The following is a 17,821-nucleotide window of genomic DNA, read 5'->3' on the forward strand; positions in this document are numbered from 1 at the left end:
GCCTGGCTCGCGAGGTCGATGGAGGGCAATGGAGACCGCTGGGCAGAGGGGAGTCTGATCGGCGGGGAGGGGATTTCGACACTCCCGACACCCCTTACAGGGCCGCATCCTTGGGGCGAAACCGCTGTGGTTTTGTTGTTCTATCGCAAGGAAACGACCCCATGTCCGATGAAAACGCGCGGGCTGCCAGCGCCAAAAAAGGTAGCCCGTTTCTCAATACCGATCAGGCCGCCCACTATATGGGGCTGTCACGCCGCACCCTTGAAAAGTTTCGCGCCGAAGGGCAGGGGCCCGCGTATCGCCGCCATGGCCGCTATGTCCGCTACCATATCGACGACATCGACGGCTGGTCGCGCGCCTCTGGCCAGACCGACGTGCCTGTTGAGGCGCGGGTGTGATGGCAGCTCCCACGATTTCGATGAGGTCAAGCCGTAGTCGATGGCGTGTCACGGGTCTGAGCGTCGCGGCTCTGGTCGTTTTGGGGCTCTCTACGCAACGACAGACCCCGCCCTGGCTGATCTATAACGCCAGTCCCAGTGTGCCGATCGGCCTCTATTTCGTCGCACCCGTCCGAGAGCTGGAGATGGGTGATCTGGTGGTCGCGCGCCTGCCTCAGGCCGCCCGTGAACTGGCTGATGTAAGGCGCTATGTGCCCGCAACGGTGCCCGTGCTCAAACACGTGGCGGCGATTGGCGGAGACGCGGTCTGTGCCATGGACGCCGACATACGGATTAACGGAAAACAAGTGGCGACGCGCCGTGAGCGGGATCGGTTGAACCGGCCCTTGCCATGGTGGCGGAGCTGTCGGCGGTTGCGTTCAGACGAGGTGTTTCTTCTCAACCCAAGCGCCCCTGACTCCTTTGACAGCCGCTATTTTGGGCCGGTCAGCCTCGACCACGTGATCGGAAAGGCGCGGCCCCTATGATCCGCTGGAAATCGCTTTTAAGCGCGCTGGGCGTCCTTTTGTCGGCGGGTGAGTGCCACGCGCAGACCGCGCCCGCGCTACGGCGTTGGGCTGACCCCGTGCGGGAGGCCTCGCAACGTTTCGGTGTGCCCGAGGACTGGATTTATCGCGTCATGCAGGCCGAAAGCGGCGGCCATACCCACCTGAAAGGACAAAAGATCCGCTCGAAGGTCGGCGCGATGGGCCTCATGCAACTGATGCCCGGCACGTGGTCCGATATGCGCGTGACCCACAAGCTCGGCACCGATCCGGATGATCCGCGCGATAACATTCTCGCCGGCACCGCCTATCTGCGCGCCATGTTCGAGCAGTTCGGCTATCCGGGGCTATTTGCCGCCTATAATGCCGGACCTGCGCGCTATGCGGCCAGTCTGAAGGGCGAAACCCTGCCCGCCGAAACGCGCGCCTACCTCAAAAAGCTTGTCCCGAAAAACCAGCCGTCGGTCGCCGAGCTTCCCTCCCTGACCCCCTCCGACAGAGGCCTTTTCGCGATCAAACGCACCGCCGAAGATGGGAAGGGGCTGGAACCGTGACGGGGCGAGATCGTACGAGGTTCGGCGAGGGATGGGTGGCTTTTAGGCAAGATAAAAGACCGTCTCTTCGTGACGGTAAGTCTTTGTCTGCACATCGGAAAATCGGGAGACAGAGGGACGTTTGAAGGAGATGGTTTTCTCATAACGCCCTGATTTTGTTCAAGGGAACAGTCTCGTATAATGACGCCAGAAGACCCTTTTGAGCCGAAATTGGGCCGGATGCGTGCCCAACCGACCAAACTGCCGAAATCCTTCCGCTCAAAAGTCCTGGGCGCCGTTCAGCGCGCGGGCGGCTTCAACCGCTATGGGAAGGGCGGTCTCAAGTCGGCTGGCAACTATGGTCGGGGCGCCGGCGCGGGGCGGGTCCTGGCCGCCGACGCTAGCCGGGGGCCCACGACCCGGCGTGTGGTGGTCAAGGCGCGCTTCGTCCGCCTCGCCGGAAAGGGGCTACGGGCGGCTACGGCCCACCTCAAATATCTGCAGCGGGACGGCGTGACCCGGGAGGGGGCACGCGGTGTTTTATATGGCCTCGATGCCGACCGGATCGAGGCGTCGGATTTTATGAAGCGGTGCGATGGTGATCGACACCAGTTTCGCTTCATCGTCGCTCCCGAAGATGGCCAGGTCTACGAGGATCTGAAACCGCTGACCCGCAAGGTGATGCAACAGATGGAAGCCGATCTGAAAACGAAGCTCGATTGGGCGGCCGTAGACCATTTCAACACCGGCCATCCTCATACTCATATCGTGCTTCGTGGCCGCGACGATCGCGGCAAGGATCTAGTGATCGCCCGCGAATATATGAGTGAAGGGTTTCGTGAGCGGGTGCAGGCCCAGGTCAGCCTCGATCTGGGGCCCCGCTCAGAGCGGGAAATTATCCGTGGCTTGCAAGCTGAAGTGCACCAGGAACGGCTGACCTCTCTCGACCGCCAGCTGGCGCGCGAGGCGAACACGGACAGGCAGGTTCAGGCCGATCATCGCGATCCCGTTTTGAACGCGGCACGCGCGGGCCGACTGGTCAAGCTGGAAGCCCTGGGCCTTGCCGAGAAAGCAGGGCCAGGCCGTTGGAGCTTGAGCCCGGATATGGAGGCGACACTTCGGCAGATGGGTGAGCGGGGGGATATCATCAAAGGTATCCATCAAACGCTCAAGGAGAAGGGCCTGGAGGCGGCAGCACCAGAGGCGCAAATCCATGGGCCGGCAGGCGTCGGAGACGTAGTAACCGGCCGTCTAATTGAGTGCGGACTGTCCGATGAAGCGTCGGATCGCCACTACGCCTTGGTGGAAGGCACGGATGGCCGTGTCCATTACGTCGATCTGGGCCATGGCGATCTTCTGGATGCCCTCCCAGAGCTGGCCATTGTCCGGCTCACACCGAAAGTGCCAGAGGTGCGAACGGTGGACCGGACCATCGCCGACGTTGCGGCGGCGAATGGCGGCATTTACACAGTCGATCTGCATTTGAAACATGACCCCGCTGCTCGGCAGACTTTTGCGGAAACTCATGCGCGTAGGCTGGAGGCAATTCGCAAGGCTCAGGGCGGTATCGAACGCCTGCCGGACGGGCGTTTCCAAGTCGGTGCGGATTATCTGCAGAAGGCGTTGGCCTATGAGCGGCGCGACGTGCAGCGCGCACCGGTCATGGTAGAGGTCCTCTCTACCCAGTCGTTGACGGCCCAGGCCCGGCATCCGGGGGTGACTTGGCTGGACAGGCAACTGGTACAGGCGCAGCCCGCGGGCAAGGGGGCCGCCGGCTTCGGCTGCGAAGTCAGGGATGCCATGCGCCTGCGCCAGCAATGGCTAGTTGAAGAGGGACTTCTGCCGGGGCTGGACACCGCGCCGTCGAAGGGGACGCTGGCGACTTTACACAAGCGCGAACTGCACAGTACCGCCGAAACGTTGGTAGCCAGCACCGGCAAGACCTGGCGGGAGGTGCGGCAAGGGGAGACTGTTGCTGGCAAATTGCGGGAGCGGGTCACCCTAGGGGCAGGCCAGTTCGCTGTCGTTGAGCGCGCCAAGGACTTCGCATTGGTGCCCTGGCGGCCAGTCTTGAAAAAGCACATTGGAAAAGAGGTATCCGGGGTGCTTCGCGAAAGCGGAATTAACTGGAGCCTGGGACGTGGTCAGGGCCGGGATATCGTTTGACGCCGGGACACTTCGCACGGTCGTTCAACCTGAAAGATTCTAGGCTTTGGCAGCTCCTTTGGCTAGGTTGAAAACGGACGATTCCTGGAGAGGCGGAATGAATTCAAAGCATACGCCTCTTGGTCAGGCGCGGACGCAAGTAAAATGGCGTCTGTGCGGGAAGGGGGCTCTGCAGGTTTGTCATGTAAAGAAGTTTCGTTACAGGAGTTAAGGCAGGTCATAGCCAATGGCACGCCGGGCCATTATAGCAGTTCCCCCCAGGCCGGAAGTGACCTCGAAAGTTGGAGCCGACAAGCCAGAGTGTTGGAGTTGTTTGCGCAGACCCAAGGGCACTGGGTTCGCGCACATCCAACCAGTCAATGGAACGGGTTACTCGTTGACCTTATCGTGCTGAAAATCTGACCCGTTTTATTTGGGACGAACTGGCACCCGACGATTTGCCCTCCAGTAGAGTCAGGCTAGCTCCTGTTGAAAGCTGTACCTATCAAATAACCGTTACGTCGAAAAGGCTATGGAGCCGCGCATGGTAAAGTCGCCATCGGGTCACGCCTCGGTGAGAAGCCGGGATTTCAGGTGTCACGCACGTTACATGCCCGTTGGATGCAAATGTTCACACTTCTCAGGTTTGGCACTTTGACAAAAGTGCCAGGTTAAACCTGTGACACGCCGTCGAAGTCGAGAGACGTCCTTGGGGCGTGGGATCCCCAGGCAATCTTAGCTTTACGCGGCTGCCCGCTTCTTGTGCACTTCTTTGAAAAGGAAGAAGGTGTCGCCCGTAAAGTCAGACCCAGACGCAATCTGCCAAGCGTAATCGACCTTCGGCAGTATGGATTGAAGGTTTTCGATAAAGGCAGACTCAATCTGCTCGGCGTCATGAAGGGAGATGACAAGCAAGCCATACCGCTTGTCGGCTTCGTGATGCGTCAGTTCACGTGCCGCCTGACAAGCCTTTTCAACCCATTTCAAAATTGTTGCTGGCCTGTGCACGCCGCCACGGTACTTTATCTGCTTGACTTCAAAGGCCCAACTCAACTGTCGACCGCATATCCAAAGGTCGCATCGTCCGTTCGATGGCAGCTTTTGGACACGCTTTGTTGACACGAAATCTGCAAGGGCCAGTAGATCAACCCGAGCGGCTGCAGCGATCAGAAGGCTAACGGTGGCCGTTTCATTGTATCTGAAAGGATCGTCCTCCAGCTTGCTGAATTCCTGTGTTAGTTCGGCCGCGGAGTTCATCCATCCGTGCCATATCCGATTTTCCGGGCTCGATGGCTGCCCAATTAATCGACGTGCCTTTGTCTGCCCCAACGTCTCCCCCTCTAAAATAATTCATGCAGGTCGGGACGGGTTCGATCCGAGATCGATCCTTCTGCCCACGTGCGCACTGAATTCGCGCAAAGACCTCGCCAATCGCGAATTTCAGTGTCTTCATCGAGCCTTTGCGTACCGTCAGTGCAAGCTGCGCATGGAAGGCCGGGCGCGGTGCGTGAGTCCTCTTCTGGTATTGGTGCAAAATGACGCGCTGATCGTTTTCTTTTTGTTCCAAAGCTTGGTCGGGAGTCAATAGGGAGGTGGGGGCGAAGTTTACGGCCAAAGTATCATGCCAAAAAAGGCCGTGTATGAGGTCGTTCAAAACGGCAGATCAAAAAGGAGGGCGAAGCTTTACCCATTCCGTGCACACATTTTCTCCCTACTGTGTGTGTGACGCGCACGAAGTTCGTTCGTAACTTGCCTTTGCAAAACACTGTGTCCCCGATCTACATTGTTAAACCTCAGATTGGGGAGGATGCCGATTCTCGTGGTCAAGAAGATTGTCAGTGTGTCTAAAAGGTTCTGGCAGGACCTTCGGCCTGTTTGGCGGCCTCTAAGTGTTGGGTTGGCGTGCCTCGTACCCAACCTTTGGGGAAGCGCCAACATTCAAGCAAAGGATGAAATTAGGCGTCTTAAGCGTAGGAACCGCTGGGCAAGGCGAGAGCCTATCCCCTTTTATGATCGCCTGACGAATTTGGCAGATCACGCTCTACCATGGCTCGTAGTTAGCCTTCTGATGGCGCTTTGCGGCCACTGGGCTTTGGCCAATATCAAGCCCTGGGTTTTCTTTAATCCGTTTACCATGACCGGCACACTGATGCCGGATTACCCCATACTGCAAACCTGCACCATGTCGGATACCACAAAGTGTCCCAACGGGGACAACTACCACGCTTTGCTTGGTACCATTCAGGCAACTGTACTCGGTCTTTTAATTCCAATCGCGATCTCCGCCTACGAGTTGATGGCAAAGGAACGCCATCTTCAAGACGAAATGAAAGATTTTGTTATGAAGGAGGCTCGGGTTGATCTTATTGTGCGTAGTTCAATTTCTTTACTAATCTGGCTAGCCGCAGCAGAACTATTCAAGGTGAACACGCCTGGGGCGAGGCTCGCCATCTATACGAATATCGTCGAATGGGTATGGGTCTCTCTGAACCTGCTGATGATTGTCTACTTCATGTCCAAGATTTTAGGGCTTTTAAGTCAGTCGACATTCAACCAGACAATGCGACGGTTCATTCTCAGGCGGGCTTATGAAGGGGAGATGACGTCAAAAATAGCCAGCCTTAGATACCGCAATCTTACCCGCTCTGATCGGGATGACTCATGAAGCGATCTCATCAGCGACCACATATTTGGGTCTACCCCAGCAGTGACGCGGGGCAGTACTCGGTAACCCGACGAATTTCACGTTCCATGACCCTAACGGATGTTAATGTCACCTTGCTGGATTGGGTGGCGGAAAATTGGTATGCACGAAACACGCGCGAAGTGTCTCTTGAGAACCAAGGCCTATATGCGCCTCGGCCTACCCTTCAGTTTCCTTTGGTGATTGGACGGAATTACGAAGGCGACGTTACTCTTTCAAAGATCCTTAACCACGGAACCGACCTGACCATATTCGAAAAGCTCTGTGTAAAGCGGGCTTTTACCTTTCGGCGTTCGACGAAACGGCCGGACGCCATTTTATCGACACAACAAGGTATGGCAATCTTGGCCGAACAGGCCTTGCAGGCCATGGCGAGTGGTCAGTTGCAGGTGTTCAATTATATATTTGAACAGATGACAAGCTTGCACTCTGAACTCCTCCAGTTCGGTGAAAGTATAGATAATGTCGGAAAGCCTACAAACTATGGCCTTGTTCATGACGATAACCAAAATGGAACGGTCGAGCGGGCATGGAATTTCAGTTATCGACGCCTATTTGAGGAAGCTGTCAATCTTATTGAGCGAGAACCTCATTATTTTTCCAAGTTGTCCTTTGTCTCAACCAGAGTGGTCCCATCGCTATTTGCGCTTCCCTCGTTAACAGGTGCAACGTCCACGATCGATTACCAAGGATATCTCTGGTATCGCCTCAACGGCTGGTGGGAACGTACAGCGGAAACACAACGACTGCCGCATGGAGCAAACCAACCAGCAATACTGTTAGAACCTCTCGCCGGTGTGCACTTTAAGTCCCTCAGAGACTTCATTGGGGGGTGGGAGGCGCTTCTGCAGTACCATATCCGACCGGAAATCGAGCGGCGTGAGTTATGGGCTGAGAAGGTCAAGCTGTATCCGATTTTGGCGGAACAACTCTCAGAAACCGCCTTATACGTCGCACGCGCCGTGGTGTCCGGCAACCGCGTGGCGGCAGAGCATTGGATCGATGCCATGCTGAGATGGTGCGGCAACACGTTGCCAATGAGCGTCAACCAACATCTTTACGATCTAAATTTATCTCAAAAGGTGGTGTTAGGCCCTCAGACCATCACGCAGTCTTGGGCGGAAGTTGAGGCCAAATTGATGAGTCTATCGGACTTCCAAAAGCCGAACTTTACCGTGACATCTCTGTTCGCCAATCTTGTTTATAACATGTGGCAGGACACATGCTTTGTCTTGAGTGGCTTCCTAGTGCAGTGGGCTGGTCTGGGAGACGCTGTCGGCGCCACACTTTCCTTACAGGCGGCGAAGCAATTGTTTGATCGCCGTACAGTGGGTGGCGAGGGGGACGACGGGCCAGATGAGCACTTCTATTCCCGCCAAGCGGATTTCGTAGCTTCCTTCCTCAGGCGCAACTCGATACGAGAGTGGGCCCTTGATCGGTCCGTACCCGGATTTTGGCGCCTTGCGGAACAATTTGATCAATTGACTCGTGAGCCGATGTTGGCGGGAAGAGTTTATACGTTTGCAGGGCGAACTGTGGGAGCGACCCTCGCGTCTGACCTGATTTTGGGCAGTCTGAGGATGGAGAGGCAACCTCTTGATTTTACGTCTATCTTCGAACGCTTACCGCAATGGCTGACGGATGACAGTGAGGCGTTGCACCTAAAGGATCGACTGTCGGCGATTACGGCTGATTTGGACGCCATAGATGTCGAGGGTCTATTGCCAGTGTTCAACTTTCTCCACCAACCCGTTCAGCCGGACGCTCCCGCGAACGAGATCACGCCGGAAGTTCCTTTAGAGCTACCTCGGGTCGCTCCTGCTCAAGCCGTCTTTACAGATCGCTTAGCGGCTTTCCGCGGCCTGATTTCAAGTCTAGAAACACGGATAGTGGCGTATCGTCGGGAAAGAATCGGTGACGCCCCAATCTCGGACCGAAAGCTGGATGATCTTGCGCGAAAGGTCGCTGGGGAGGTCTTTGACTATGACGAGGACACCTTCCTAGGCACATTGTTCGGGCCGGTCGTTTATTCGACTGCCGACTTAGAAGAAGTCCGCATTCAGGATTGGACTAATTTCCCTAAAGGTGTGATCACCGACCCACCGTTGGATCAGGTCGCAGGATCAGACGGGATACTCGTCTCTTGGGCGGCGGCTAGAGTGAAGGCGCGGGCGCTCGGACAGTTACTTGAGCAAAAACAGGCGGCGAATCTTGACGAGGTGAGAAGCGTCGCTAACGGCGGCGAACTTGCTGAAGTTATTTTGGCTGCTGCCGAAAATCTCCGTGGGCGGAATTTAACACCGCTAATCTTGATCGGGTCGGGAGAGGTGTCTGGCTGGGTGCGTGAATGGTCAAATGCGTCTTACCGTCCCAATTCCGTACTTCCGGCGGGCATCGTAGTGGAAAGACCTCAACACCGATCGCAAAATGGAAATACTTACAACCTGTCGTCCATCCCTGTATTTTCCACGGGCAGCAATTTGGACGGCGTGTGGGTGCTCGCCAGAGAGGCCTTTAAGCGGTTGAAAATCACTAGGACAAGTGAAGCCGATATTCCGATCAAACTCATCTTCACGCCAGATCCCGACGACCCTTATCACGGCACCATGCAAACGCGGTGGCGGCAAGGGATCGACACAGATGCGTCACCCATGGTGCGCATCCCAAACGCTGTGAGCGAGCAGGATAGTGGTGAGGTGGATATTTGATCGGACGCAGAGCGCAGGCCATTCGGCCGTGAAGGGGGCTGCGGGATTCGGCAAGAGGGTGCTAAGAGCGTACGAGACGGTAATGTCGGTTTCTTAAGGGATCGAGGATGCTTGGATCACAGGCCCGCCACGCCGGTGGGCTCGAGAGGCAGCGTCGTGACCCCCACCAAATTCCTTATCGGTCAGATCCTTCTCGTCCTAGGGATGGTCGCCTTGGGAGTGTGGGCGTCGACCCAGTGGGCGGCCCACCAACTGGCCTATCAAGCGCAGTTGGGGAGGCCCTGGTTTCATGCATTCGGCTGGCCGGTCTATCGTCCTTGGCAGCTTTTTACGTGGTGGTTCTATTACGAGGCCTACGCGCCTGCTGTTTTTCATCGCTGCGGCCTGTTGGCGGCATCGAGCGGCGTGATGGGGTGTCTCGTAGCAGTCTTGGGTTCATTAGGGCGGGCCCGTCAGTCGCGACTGGTCACCACTTATGGCTCCGCGCGGTGGGCATCCCTTTCTGAAATCGCCCGCGCAGGCCTGCTGCGCGACCGTGGCGTGTTTCTGGGTCGGCTTGGGTCGGACTACTTGCGGCACGACGGGCCAGAGCACGTCATGGCCTTTGCCCCGACCCGGTCCGGTAAAGGCGTAGGGCTGGTAGTGCCGACTCTCCTGTCATGGACCGGCTCGGTCATCGTACACGACATCAAGGGCGAAAACTGGGACCTTACGGCGGGCTGGCGTTCGCGGTTCTCACATGCCGTCCTGTTCAATCCGACCGATCTGAAGTCCGCCCGGTACAATCCGCTGCTGGAGGTACGAAAGGGCGTCAACGAAGTCCGCGATGTCCAGAACATCGCCGACATCCTGGTCGATCCGGAAGGTTCGCTGGAGCATCGCTCTCATTGGGAAAAGACCAGCCACTCCCTGTTGGTGGGGGCCATCCTGCACGTGCTCTACGCTGAAGAAGAGAAAACCCTGGCGCGCGTCGCCACCTTCCTGTCCGATCCCCAACGCAGCCTGACCGACACTCTGTATCGGATGCTGTCCACCAACCATCTGGGCGGGGAAGGGGACGCACCTCGCGTCCACCCCGTCGTGGCCTCATCCGCCCGCGAGTTGCTGAACAAGGCGCCCAATGAGCGTAGCGGCGTGTTGTCGACCGCCATGTCGTTCCTGGGTCTTTACTACGATCCCGTAGTGGCCGCGACGACCTCGACCTGCGACTGGCGCATTGTCGATCTGGTCAATGCCGAGAACCCGGTCTCGCTCTATCTGGTCATCCCGCCGTCGGACATTTCACGGACCAAGCCCCTGGTTCGTCTGATTCTGAACCAGATCGGCCGCCGCCTGACCGAACGTCTGGAAGGCGATCCAGCCAAGCGCAACCGCCATCAATTGCTGATGATGCTCGACGAGTTCCCCGCGCTAGGCCGTCTGGATTTCTTCGAGTCGGCCCTGGCCTTCATGGCGGGCTATGGGTTGCGAGCCTATTTGATCGCGCAATCGTTGAACCAGATATCGAAGGCCTATGGAGACAACAATTCGATCCTCGATAACTGTCACGTCCGGATCGCCTTTTCCTCCAACGATGAACGCACGGCCAAGCGCATATCGGATGCCCTCGGTACGGCCACCGAACAGCGCGCGCAGCGCAACTACGCTGGCCATCGCCTGGCCCCCTGGCTGTCTCACGTCATGGTTTCGCGACAGGAGACCGCTCGTCCGCTATTGACCCCGGGCGAAGTGATGCAACTGCCGGCGACGGATGAACTGGTGCTGGTGTCCGGCCTCGCGCCGATCCGCGCTAATAAGCTGCGCTATTATGAGGATCAGAACTTCGTCGACCGTCAAATGTCCCCACCGGTGTTGACCGGAGACCGGTTCGCCGACTGTCCCCCCGCCCGAACCAATGATTGGGAAGGGCGTGTTCGCGGCACCGATCAGAGGCTTGTCGATGCGCTCGGTGAGAGTGGGGCGGAACCCAGTGAGGAAGGCAGACTGGCCAAAGACCGTCATCCCGTTGTCCCTGAAAAACCCGTGCCCGCGCCCCTCGACCAGGGACCAGAGGCCGGTCCCATCGAAGACGAAACCGATGTCGCGGCCGATAAGCGGGCCATGGATAGTTTGCGTAGTACGGCCGCTGTCGCCCGGGCCGATCTGATGAAAGTCGAGGGCCGCAATCATGGGAAGGCCAACCACAAGCCCGGACAGACGCTCGATCTGTTTGGCGGTTTTTAGGAGGCGCCGATGTCTACCCGCGTCCGCTATCAGCTGTTTCTCGATCCGGATGTCAGCCAGCGCTTCGAGGCTTTGGCCTCAAAGCCAGGCATGAACAAGTCCGCCGTTCTACGCGACGCCCTGACCGCGTGGCTTGATCGTCGAGGGTCTAATGAACTCGACGACCATTTTGGGCAGCGGCTGAACCGTTTGTCGGCCCAGTTGAATCGGATGGAGCGAGATCAGCTTATCCAACTGGAAAGTCTGGCTCTGTTCATCCGCCTCACGCTTTTACGGGATGCCCATCTGCCCGAAGCCGATGCGGCCACGCGCGCCTTGGCCCGTGATCGCTACGAAGCCTTTGTGGCTCAGGTCGGCCGTCATCTGGCCACGGGCCAGCTGTCGCTGAACCCACAGCCCACCGAGGGCGGCGCGTAATGGAGGTGCTGTCGATCCCTCATCAGCGCCTGCGCGCCATGCTGCGGACCGCCATGGGTGAAGGTCTGGCCGCGGCCCTGGCCGATCCCGCCGTCTTTGAAATTCTCGTCAACCCCGATGGCACCGTGCGCTTCGATCGAGCTGGCGAAGGCCGCGTCCTGTCTGATGCAATCATGGCACCCGCCGAGGCGGAGAGGATCATCCGTCTTGTGGCCAGCCACGTACGCACCGAGATTCATCCGGACTCGCCCATCGTCAGCGCCGAACTGCCCATGTCCGCCGACGGCACGGGTGGCGAGCGCTTCGAGGGCCTGCTGCCGCCGGTTTCGCGCGGACCTTGCTTCTCGATCCGCAAGCCGGCCTATCGCTTGCTTGGCCTGGAGGATTACGTGTCTGCCCGCGTCATGACAAAGGCTCAGGCGGAAGTCTTGCGGTGCGCGGTGTGTTCTCGCCAGAACATCCTGGTGGTTGGCGGCACCAGTTCCGGCAAAACAACCCTGACCAACGCGCTTCTGGCGGAGGTCGCCGCCCTGGGCGAGCGCGTCGTCCTCATCGAGGGCACGCGTGAACTGCGTTGTGCCGCTCAAGACTTGGTCGAACTACGCACCCGCCCGGGCCACGTCAGCATGGGCGATCTCGTCCGTTCGACCCTACGCCTGCGTCCGGACCGCATCGTCGTCGGCGAGGTGAGGGGCGCTGAAGCTCTGGATTTGTTGAAGGCCTGGAACACCGGCCATCCCGGGGGCATTGCGACCCTGCACGCCAATTCCGCCAAAGGCGCCCTGTGTCGTTTGGAGCAGCTCGTTCAGGAAGCCGTGACCCATGTGCCGTCCGCCCTGATCGCTGAGGCTGTGGACGTCATCGTGTTTATCCGCGGGGCGGATTCCCAGACCGGTGCCCCGCGGCACGTCGCCGAAATCGTCGGGGTGGATGGCCTCGATGCCCACGGCGGTTACGTCCTTCGCCCGCTGCGACCGCACGGGGAAGACCCTGGTATCGCGCGTTCAACCCCTATGGAGATATAGATGTTCAAATCCTTGTTTCATTCGCCGGTGCCGGGTTGGCGACCGGACACTTTCAACAAACCCGCCGCGCTGGTGCTGCTCGCCCTCTGCATTGGGCTTGCCCCAGCCGCACAGGCGGCGGGCTCTGGCATGCCCTGGGAAGGGCCGCTTCAGCAGATCCTCGATAGTGTGCAAGGCCCGGTCGCCAAGATCATCGCAGTCATGGTGATTATCGTCGCGGGCCTGACCCTCGCCTTCGGCGAGACCTCCGGCGGCTTCCGCAAGCTCGTACAGATCGTCTTTGGCCTGTCGATTGCGTTTGCCGCTTCCTCCTTCTTCCTCAGCTTCTTCAGCTTCGGTGGGGGGGCCGTCATCTGATGGCGAGCCGCGTCGAGGGCTTCGATGTCCCCCTGCACCCATCCCTCACGCAACCCCTGCTGCTGGGCGGTGCGCCACGGACCCTGGCGATTGCCAACGGGACCGTGGCCGCCGCCTTAGGCCTTGGCCTTCAGATGTGGCTGCCCGGTTTCGGCCTCTGGCTCATCGGGCACACTTTGGCGGTCTTTGCCGCCCGTTACGATCCCGATTTCGTACCCATTCTGCTCCGTCACCTCCGCCAGAAAGGCTATTTCGCATGCTGAACCTGCGCCAATACCGCCAGACGGCTAATCGTTTGTCCGATCACCTGCCCTGGGTCGCACTGATCGCGCCGGGCGTCATTCTAAATAAGGACGGCAGCTTTCAGCGGACAATCCGCTATCAGGGCCCGGACCTCGAAAGCGCCACCCCCGCCGAGCTGGTCAGTGTCACCGCGCGTGTCAATAATGTCCTGCGCCGCTTCGGTACGGGCTGGGGGCTCTTCTTTGAGGCTTGCCGGGCCCCGGCCATACGCTATCCCGAACCTGGCGCCGAAACCGGGATTGCCCGCCTGATCGATGAGGAGCGCCGTGCGGCCTTCGAAGGGGAAGCGAGCGCACACTTTGAAAGCCACTATTACCTGACCTTCGTCTTCATGCCCCCCGCTGACGTCCTGTCGCGCGCCAGTCAGGCCCTGATCGAGACGCCTGATATTGAACCGGGAACCGAGGTGCGGCGGGACTGGAAACGCGAGCTTCAGATGTTCGTCAATCGCACGAACGCCGCCATCGATCTGTTAGCCGGGATCATGCCGCGCGTCGAACCCTTAGACGATGCCGATACCCTGTCCTACCTGCATAGCACCGTCTCTTCAAAATCCCATCGCGTCTGCGTGCCCGACATCCCCGTCTATCTTGACGCCATCCTCGTCGATACGCCGCTGATCGGTGGTCTGTCGCCCCGGCTGGGCGATCAGCACATTCGCACGATCACGGTCCTGGGCTTCCCAAATCATACCCATCCGGGCCTGCTTGATGCCCTCAACCATCTGGCCTTTGGCTATCGCTGGACGACCCGCTTTATCGCCCTCGACAAGGAGACCGCGGTCAAGACCCTGACCCGGGTTCGGCGCCAATGGTTCAATAAGCGCAAGTCCGTCACCGCCATGCTGCGCGAGGTGATATATGCTCAGGCCTCGCCCCTGACCGACACCGATGCCGACAACAAGGTGGCTGACGCTGACGCGGCCCTTCAGGCGCTCGGCGGCGATCACGTCAGTTTCGGCTACTTAACCACGACCATCTCAGTCTTCGATACCGACGCGCAACTGGCCGATGAAAAGGTCAGGGCGGTGGAACAGGCGATCAACAGCTTAGGCTTCACCACCTTCCGTGAGAGCCTGAACGCCGTCGAAGCGTGGCTGGGCTCGCTGCCCGGGCACCTCTATGCCAATGTGCGTCAGCCGCTGGTTCATTCTCTCAATCTGGTCCATCTGATGCCGCTCTCAGCCGTCTGGGCCGGGCCTGAGCGCAATAGCCATCTCGACGGCCCACCTCTGCTGCATGCGGTGAGTTCGGGGGCAACCCCGTTTCGCCTATCGACCCACGTCGGTGATGTGGGCCACATGATGGTTGTGGGCCCCACAGGGGCAGGCAAGTCCGTCCTCCTGGCCTTTCTGACGCTACAGTTTCAGCGCTATGCGGGAGCGCAAACCTTCATTTTCGACAAGGGGGGCTCGGCGAGAGCAGCGACGCTCGCCATGAACGGCAAGCACCATGCCCTTGGACGAACCGCGGCCCTGACGTTTCAGCCCCTGTCCCGGATCGATGAGCCCGACGAGCGTACCTGGGCACTGGAATGGCTGTTAAGCCTGCTCAGCAATGAGAAGATCGAGGTGACCCCCGATATCAAGGCGACGTTGTGGACCGCACTCAACAATCTGGCGGCGGCACCTGTCGGCGAGCGCACCCTGACCGGGCTCGATGTCCTTCTGTCGTCCAACGCGTTGAAGCAGGCTTTGGCCCCCTACACGCTTGAAGGCGCGTACGGCCAGTGCCTCGATGCCGACCGCGATGGGCTCGATCTGGCGCCCATCCATTGTTTTGAGACCGAGGACCTGATGGGCGATACGGGGCTTGTGGCGCCGGTCCTGACCTATCTCTTCCACCGACTGGAGGCCCGGTTCGATGGTCGGCCAACGCTTCTGATCCTTGATGAGGCCTGGGTGTTTCTCGATAACCCGCAGTTCGCCAGCCGCCTGCGGGAATGGCTGAAGGTCCTGCGCAAGAAGAATGTCAGCGTGGTGTTTGCCACCCAGTCTCTGGCCGATATCGCCGACAGTGTGATCGCCCCCGCGATAATCGAATCCTGCCCGCAGCGGCTCTTTCTGCCCAATGAGCGGGCGGTCGAGCCGTTGTCTCACGCAGCCTATCAGCGCATGGGGCTCAATACCCGTCAGATTGAGCTGATCGCTCAGGCCATACCCAAACGCCAATACTATCTGCAATCTCGCCGCGGGAACCGACTGTTCGATCTGAACTTAGGCCCACTGGCCCTGTCCGTCTGCGCAGCGTCGTCGCCCGAGGATCAACGCTTGATCGATAGGGTGCTGGAAGCCGAGGGGGCTGAACGCTTCGCCCCCGCGTTTCTGGCGGCGCGGGGTCTACCCTGGGCGGCCGATCTCCTGAAGCCGCCTTAGGCGCTTTACTCTTCATACCCCTGATCATCCCCGTTTGCTTTCAGGCCTGCCCTTGGCAGGTCATGCCCTTCCTTTTCCCAAAATGCGGAGTTTTCCATGTCCTCCAACGCTTTACGTCGGTTCTCCATCGCCCTGATGATGAGTGCGTCGCTCGCGGGCCTGTTTGTACCGGCGTCGGCGCAGATCGCCGTCTTTGACCCCACCAACTACACCCAGAATATCCTGCAGGCGACGCGCGCCCTTCAGACGATCAACAATCAGATCCAGTCGCTTCGAAACGAAGCGCAGATGATCCGCGACATGGCGATCCAACTAAAGCGTTTGGATGTCTCCGCGCTTCTGAAGCTCAACAAGGATATAGCCGCCATCAATGACCTGATGAAGGAAGCCAGGGGTATTGCCTTCACCCTGTCTCAGACCCGTGCCGCGCTTAAAGCCCAGTATCCGCGAGACTACGATTTGTCGATCTCAGGCAAAGGGTTATCGGCGCAGGCTGAAGCCCGTTGGCAAAGTGCAATGGACGCCTTCCAGCAAACGCTTCTGGTGCAATCCCAGATCTCGGAAGCCATCCAGTCGGATGCCGGTACGCTGAGTGACCTCGTTCGCGCCTCAGAGGCTGCCGAGGGCGGGTTGCAGGCCCAGCAGGCGGCCAATCAGCTGTCTGCCCTTGTGGCCAAACAGCAGATGCAGATCACCACCCTGATGGCGGCGCAGTACCGGGCCGAAGCGCTCGATGCCGCAAGGAAGGCCGAAGGGGAGGCCGCCGCCAGGGCAGCGACGAAAAAGTTCCTCGGCTCAGGCAAGGCCTATTCGCCGCAGTAATTTAGCCAAATCAATCAGATGGCGGGGCATTTCTAATGACCGATCTCAACATCATCGATTCATTTCTGGCGACCTTCATTGCCTATATCGACTCCGGGTTCGGTCTGCTCCGTGGTGACCTGGTGAGCCTCACGAGCCTCCTGATCGCCATCGACGTGACGCTCGCTGCCCTCTTCTGGGTCTTGGACGAAGAAAGCCAGATGTTTGGCAAGCTCATCAAGAAGGTCCTCTATGTTGGGGCCTTCGCCTACATCCTGAATAACTTCCAGTCGCTGGCCAATCTGATCCATCAGTCCTTCACTCAACTGGGGCTGAACGCCAGCGGGGGCACGGTGGCGTCTGGCGATCTCCTGAAGCCCGGACGCCTCGCCGGTATCGGGTTTGAAGCGGCCCATCCGCTGCTGGAACAGGTGGCCGATCTCATGGGGCTCGACACGGTCCTCGCCAATCTCCTGACCATCGTGGTGCTGCTGGTCGCCTGGCTGATCGTGCTTTTGGCGTTTTTTGTTCTCGCCATCCAGCTTTTCATCACGGTGCTGGAATTCAAGCTGACCTGCCTCGCAGGGTTTGTCCTCGTACCCTTCGCCTTCTGGAACAAGACGGCCTTCCTCGCTGAGCGCGTGCTTGGCAACGTCATCACGTCTGGCATCAAAATCATGGTCCTCGCTGTCATTGTCGGCATCGGAACGGGGTTTTTCTCCCGCTTTGTCGGGGCCTTGGATGGAGCGGAACCCGACATCAATCAGACCATGACGCTCGTCCTCGCCGCGCTGACGCTTTTGGGGCTCGGTATCTTTGGCCCAAGTATCGCCTCGGGTCTGGTGTCTGGCGCGCCGCAATTGGGCGCGGGCGCCGTCCTTGGAACCGTAGGCGCCGCGGCAGCGGCCGGAATGCTGGCCGGCGGCGGTGCCATGGCGGCCGCACGACTGGCAGGCGGTGCCGCCGGTGGAGGCTCTGCCATGCAGGCGGCTTCTCAGATAGGGGGATCCTCAGGTGGCGCGTCAGGCTCTGGCGGGGCAGGGCCAGCGCCCGTCCCACCGCCACCAACAACTTCCTCATCTGCGCCATCCTCATCAGGTGGCAGCGCTGGACCGCCTGCAGCGGCGAGTTCTGCCAGAGCGTCAGAGCCAGCCCAGCCCGAGTGGGCGAGGAAGATGCAACGTGAGCAGAGGCTGCGCGGTCATCTGCATGCGGCCCAGACGGCCATATCCGCTGGCGATCAACCGGTCGCCTCGGCCAATCCCGACCTGAGCCAGAAGGAGTAGAT

15 protein-coding genes are annotated in these 17,821 nt (G+C 59.2%); 14 read left to right on the forward strand and 1 reads right to left on the reverse strand.

Annotation, left to right across the window (positions count from 1 at the left end; all coding sequences use genetic code 11):
• Positions 1-161 precede the first annotated feature (161 nt).
• From AACH73_RS13110 to rlxS, 4 genes are all read left to right on the forward strand, one after another.
• Positions 162-398: a helix-turn-helix domain-containing protein gene (locus tag AACH73_RS13110; RefSeq protein WP_272740257.1), complete on the forward strand. Its 237-nt coding sequence runs from the start codon at positions 162-164 to the stop codon at positions 396-398.
• Complete coding sequence (locus tag AACH73_RS13115; protein WP_338736214.1) at positions 398-925, forward strand: S26 family signal peptidase; 528 nt, start codon at positions 398-400, stop codon at positions 923-925. The genes AACH73_RS13110 and AACH73_RS13115 overlap by 1 nt, the downstream gene beginning before the upstream one ends.
• Positions 922-1,497, forward strand: coding sequence for a lytic transglycosylase domain-containing protein (locus tag AACH73_RS13120; RefSeq protein ID WP_338736215.1), 576 nt, complete (start codon positions 922-924; stop codon positions 1,495-1,497). The genes AACH73_RS13115 and AACH73_RS13120 overlap by 4 nt, the downstream gene beginning before the upstream one ends.
• 180 nt (positions 1,498-1,677) lie before the next feature.
• On the forward strand, positions 1,678-3,642 hold the full coding sequence (gene rlxS, locus AACH73_RS13125) for a relaxase/mobilization nuclease RlxS (protein ID WP_338736216.1): 1,965 nt from the start codon (positions 1,678-1,680) through the stop codon (positions 3,640-3,642).
• 720 nt (positions 3,643-4,362) lie between these two features.
• Here the strand turns inward: rlxS and AACH73_RS13130 are convergent.
• A complete protein-coding gene (locus AACH73_RS13130) occupies positions 4,363-4,878 on the reverse strand; it encodes a hypothetical protein (protein WP_338736217.1) in 516 nt (171 codons plus the stop codon).
• 550 nt (positions 4,879-5,428) lie between these two features.
• Between AACH73_RS13130 and AACH73_RS13135 the strand changes: the two genes are divergently transcribed.
• The 10 genes from AACH73_RS13135 to trbL all read left to right on the forward strand — a co-directional run bounded on the left by AACH73_RS13135 (position 5,429) and on the right by trbL (position 17,819).
• Positions 5,429-6,286 carry a hypothetical protein gene (locus AACH73_RS13135; protein WP_338736218.1) on the forward strand — a complete coding sequence of 286 codons (858 nt, stop codon included), beginning with the start codon at positions 5,429-5,431 and terminating at the stop codon, positions 6,284-6,286.
• A gap of 86 nt (positions 6,287-6,372) precedes the next feature.
• Complete coding sequence (locus AACH73_RS13140) at positions 6,373-9,033, forward strand: hypothetical protein (RefSeq protein WP_338736219.1); 2,661 nt, start codon at positions 6,373-6,375, stop codon at positions 9,031-9,033.
• 156 nt (positions 9,034-9,189) lie between these two features.
• Positions 9,190-11,256, forward strand: coding sequence for a conjugal transfer protein TraG (locus tag AACH73_RS13145; RefSeq protein ID WP_338736220.1), 2,067 nt, complete (start codon positions 9,190-9,192; stop codon positions 11,254-11,256).
• A 9-nt stretch (positions 11,257-11,265) separates the two neighbouring features.
• The gene (locus AACH73_RS13150; protein ID WP_338736221.1) at positions 11,266-11,673 is read left to right on the forward strand and encodes a CopG family transcriptional regulator; all 408 of its coding nucleotides are present in this window, start codon (positions 11,266-11,268) and stop codon (positions 11,671-11,673) included.
• Positions 11,673-12,698 carry a P-type conjugative transfer ATPase TrbB gene (gene trbB, locus AACH73_RS13155; protein WP_338736222.1) on the forward strand — a complete coding sequence of 342 codons (1,026 nt, stop codon included), beginning with the start codon at positions 11,673-11,675 and terminating at the stop codon, positions 12,696-12,698. The genes AACH73_RS13150 and trbB overlap by 1 nt, the downstream gene beginning before the upstream one ends.
• Positions 12,699-13,055, forward strand: coding sequence for a TrbC/VirB2 family protein (locus AACH73_RS13160; RefSeq protein WP_338736223.1), 357 nt, complete (start codon positions 12,699-12,701; stop codon positions 13,053-13,055).
• Complete coding sequence (locus AACH73_RS13165; RefSeq protein WP_338736224.1) at positions 13,055-13,318, forward strand: VirB3 family type IV secretion system protein; 264 nt, start codon at positions 13,055-13,057, stop codon at positions 13,316-13,318. Before AACH73_RS13160 ends, AACH73_RS13165 begins: the two co-directional genes overlap by 1 nt.
• On the forward strand, positions 13,312-15,732 hold the full coding sequence (gene trbE / locus AACH73_RS13170) for a conjugal transfer protein TrbE (RefSeq protein ID WP_338736225.1): 2,421 nt from the start codon (positions 13,312-13,314) through the stop codon (positions 15,730-15,732). Before AACH73_RS13165 ends, trbE begins: the two co-directional genes overlap by 7 nt.
• A 96-nt stretch (positions 15,733-15,828) precedes the next feature.
• Entirely contained in the window at positions 15,829-16,554 is a 726-nt protein-coding gene (gene trbJ / locus AACH73_RS13175; RefSeq protein ID WP_338736226.1) for a P-type conjugative transfer protein TrbJ, read from the forward strand.
• A gap of 35 nt (positions 16,555-16,589) precedes the next feature.
• Positions 16,590-17,819 (forward strand): P-type conjugative transfer protein TrbL, encoded by a 1,230-nt coding sequence (trbL, locus tag AACH73_RS13180; protein ID WP_338736227.1) that lies wholly within the window; start codon positions 16,590-16,592, stop codon positions 17,817-17,819.
• Positions 17,820-17,821 lie beyond the last annotated feature (2 nt).

Source organism: Asticcacaulis sp. DW145 (genome assembly GCF_037101385.1).
GTDB lineage: Bacteria > Pseudomonadota > Alphaproteobacteria > Caulobacterales > Caulobacteraceae > Asticcacaulis > Asticcacaulis currens.

Excerpts from the sequence above, each read along its gene's own strand:
- trbJ (WP_338736226.1), top strand. The coding sequence starts at position 15,829 with ATGTCCTCCAACGCTTTACGTCGGTTCTCCATCGCCCTGATGATGAGT.
- AACH73_RS13120 (WP_338736215.1), top strand. The coding sequence starts at position 922 with ATGATCCGCTGGAAATCGCTTTTAAGCGCGCTGGGCGTCCTTTTGTCG.
- AACH73_RS13150 (WP_338736221.1), top strand. The coding sequence starts at position 11,266 with ATGTCTACCCGCGTCCGCTATCAGCTGTTTCTCGATCCGGATGTCAGC.
- trbL (WP_338736227.1), top strand. The coding sequence starts at position 16,590 with ATGACCGATCTCAACATCATCGATTCATTTCTGGCGACCTTCATTGCC.
- rlxS (WP_338736216.1), top strand. The coding sequence starts at position 1,678 with ATGACGCCAGAAGACCCTTTTGAGCCGAAATTGGGCCGGATGCGTGCC.
- AACH73_RS13110 (WP_272740257.1), top strand. The coding sequence starts at position 162 with ATGTCCGATGAAAACGCGCGGGCTGCCAGCGCCAAAAAAGGTAGCCCG.
- AACH73_RS13140 (WP_338736219.1), top strand. The coding sequence starts at position 6,373 with ATGACCCTAACGGATGTTAATGTCACCTTGCTGGATTGGGTGGCGGAA.
- AACH73_RS13115 (WP_338736214.1), top strand. The coding sequence starts at position 398 with ATGGCAGCTCCCACGATTTCGATGAGGTCAAGCCGTAGTCGATGGCGT.
- trbE (WP_338736225.1), top strand. The coding sequence starts at position 13,312 with ATGCTGAACCTGCGCCAATACCGCCAGACGGCTAATCGTTTGTCCGAT.
- trbB (WP_338736222.1), top strand. The coding sequence starts at position 11,673 with ATGGAGGTGCTGTCGATCCCTCATCAGCGCCTGCGCGCCATGCTGCGG.
- AACH73_RS13165 (WP_338736224.1), top strand. The coding sequence starts at position 13,055 with ATGGCGAGCCGCGTCGAGGGCTTCGATGTCCCCCTGCACCCATCCCTC.
- AACH73_RS13130 (WP_338736217.1), bottom strand. The coding sequence starts at position 4,878 with ATGAACTCCGCGGCCGAACTAACACAGGAATTCAGCAAGCTGGAGGAC.
- AACH73_RS13160 (WP_338736223.1), top strand. The coding sequence starts at position 12,699 with ATGTTCAAATCCTTGTTTCATTCGCCGGTGCCGGGTTGGCGACCGGAC.
- AACH73_RS13135 (WP_338736218.1), top strand. The coding sequence starts at position 5,429 with ATGCCGATTCTCGTGGTCAAGAAGATTGTCAGTGTGTCTAAAAGGTTC.